Origin of the sequence: Psychroflexus sp. MES1-P1E (assembly GCF_002836055.1) — a bacterium.
Lineage (GTDB): Bacteria > Bacteroidota > Bacteroidia > Flavobacteriales > Flavobacteriaceae > Psychroflexus.
Genome location: NZ_PJBS01000238.1, coordinates 1 through 2488 on the forward strand (window position 1 = coordinate 1; position 2488 = coordinate 2488).

Here is a 2488-nt window from a genome sequence, read left to right on the forward strand (position 1 = left end):
TTAAAAAGTCTTCGACTGGCTAATAAGTGGTCGGAATCTGATTTTGAACTTTTAAGACAAAATCTTCTGAATTTAAAATATGGAAATGTTGTACCTGACAAAAACGCAAAACGACTTTTGAAAATATTTGGAAAATAAAAAAAACGTGTGCCAACACCGTGTAAAAAACATTGCTTATTTTAGTTCAACCGTTTGGTCGTTGCTTTGTTTGCTAGCATCTGATTTTCCTTCGGAAAATCCTCGCACTCAAACACGCAACGTTCCTTACACATAAACGTTGGCTGTAATATGACACAAACAAAAATTAATACAAATGAATATTAAGAAAAAGTTACTTATACTATTATCTCTGACCATCTCAACATTCGGAATATCTCAAGACTACAAAAAAAACATAGAATCTGAATTCACTGAATACATAAATTCTATTGTGAACATGGAATTTGAGAAATCAATGGAATACATGACACCTGAATTATTTGAAATTGTACCAAAGTCGCAGTGGATAAAAATAATGGAGCAGGGATTCAACAATCCTGAAATGGAATTTGAAATTATAAATCCAAAGATTTTAACAATTAACGATTCTCAAAAAATTGAAAATAAATATTATTCGTTACTGACTTATTCAAATCAAATAAATATGAAAATTTATGGTCAAGAAAGTGAATCAGAGGACGAAAAGACAATGAGAATAAATCTTGCAAAAATGTCACTAGAACAAAATTTTGGTTCACAAAATGTAGTATATAATGAGAAAACTGAATTTTTTGAAATCCAATCCCAAAAAGATGTTTATGGAATTTCAAAAAATGGTGAAACTGATTGGAAATTTTTAGTGCTTGAGAAAAAACAAAAAGCGATTTTAGATAAAATATTACCAAAAGAACTTTCTGAAAAAATATAAATACTACAGCCAACAATATGTATCTTCAATGGCGAGGTTTGGGAGCTGAAACAAATGGTTTGGGATTTATTTTCTAACTTTACGACTGAAAAACGAAGTGCATCGCTTCTTTGGTCGCCACTGAAAGATACACTTCCCGTTGGCATTCATTGACAAAAAAACGTAATAAATGAGACTTGTTAGTAAATTATCAACATAAAACCCGAAATAAAACTAAGTTTTATTTATCCTAAAATTATACTATGAAAAAAATTACATTACTTATTTATTTTGTTTGCATATTGGCTTATTCCCAAACCCCAATAACTGATGCTAACTTTCAAACGGCTATAAATACGTGTTTAAATACCAATTCAATTGACGGTTTATGTACTAGCAGCGAGTATGGTGCAATGCCCAGTTGGGATGTGAGTCAAGTAACCAATATGTCTGAGGCTTTTGCAGGTAGAACTAGTTTTAATGCAGATATTAGTGCATGGAACGTTGATAACGTGACAAACATGTTTTATATGTTTACAGGGGCGTCTTCTTTTAACCAAAATATTGGTTCTTGGAACGTAAGTAACGTAATAGACATGTCTTATTTGTTTGTTGGGGCGACTTCGTTTAATCAAGACATAGGTGATTGGAATGTGAGTAATGTTAATAACATGTTTTTAATGTTTGCTGTGGCGACTTCGTTTAATCAAGACATAAGTCTTTGGAATGTGAGTAATGTAACTATAATGAAAGAAATGTTTTCTCAAGCATCCTCGTTTAACCAAAACATAAGTTCTTGGGATGTAAGTGAAGTAACCAACATGGATTTTATATTTGACGATACTAGTTTGTCTACTGAAAACTATGATGCTCTCCTAATAGACTGGTCTACTTTAAGCCTTCAACAAAATGTAACGCTTGGTGCTTCTGGAATTAATTACTGTAATAGTCAAACAGCAAGGCAAAACATAATTGACAACTTTGGTTGGACCATTATAGATGCAGGTTTTGATTGTAGTTCTTTAAGTGTGCCTGTTCAGTCTGAAAGCCCTTCTTTTTCCATATACCCAAACCCTACAAATAATATCTTATTTATAAAAAGTGACGTAAAAGCACTAAAAATTTCAATTTTTAGTGCTTTAGGAAAAAAGGTGAAATCAGCTGACAACAAAAATCAAATAAGTGTAGCAGACTTATCAAAAGGTTTATACATAATAAGTGTTTCAAACGGAATCAATCAAAACAACAAAAAGTTTATTAAATTATGATTTGCAAAGTCAAACTGATGCTTACGCTCATAATTCAAACGAATCTAAACCTATCAAGATTTGAGGTTTTTATTTAAAAAAAGAAGCTCTAGTAAATCGAGAAACTGAATCAAACAGAACAAATAAAAACTTTAAAAAACAACGAAATGCCAACAAAGTACTGTGGTAAAAAACAAGTAAAAATGCATTAACTTTTCACTAAAGTACTTCTATAGGTATCCTCATAAATAATCCTGATTTAGCAATTGCAAAGGCTTGTTTTAATAGCTTATTACATACCGCTATTAATGCTAATTTTTTACTCTTACCTTTTGCTATTATTCGCTCATAAACT

At 31.0% G+C, this 2488-nt stretch carries 2 protein-coding genes; both read left to right on the forward strand.

Going from position 1 to position 2488, the window contains the following annotated elements; translation table 11 throughout:
• The first annotated feature begins 313 nt into the window (after positions 1–313).
• Positions 314–907 (forward strand): hypothetical protein, encoded by a 594-nt coding sequence (locus tag CXF67_RS09260; protein ID WP_102088499.1) that lies wholly within the window; start codon positions 314–316, stop codon positions 905–907.
• Between the two features lie 242 nt (positions 908–1149).
• The gene (locus tag CXF67_RS09265; RefSeq protein WP_102088500.1) at positions 1150–2154 is read left to right on the forward strand and encodes a BspA family leucine-rich repeat surface protein; all 1005 of its coding nucleotides are present in this window, start codon (positions 1150–1152) and stop codon (positions 2152–2154) included.
• Positions 2155–2488 lie beyond the last annotated feature (334 nt).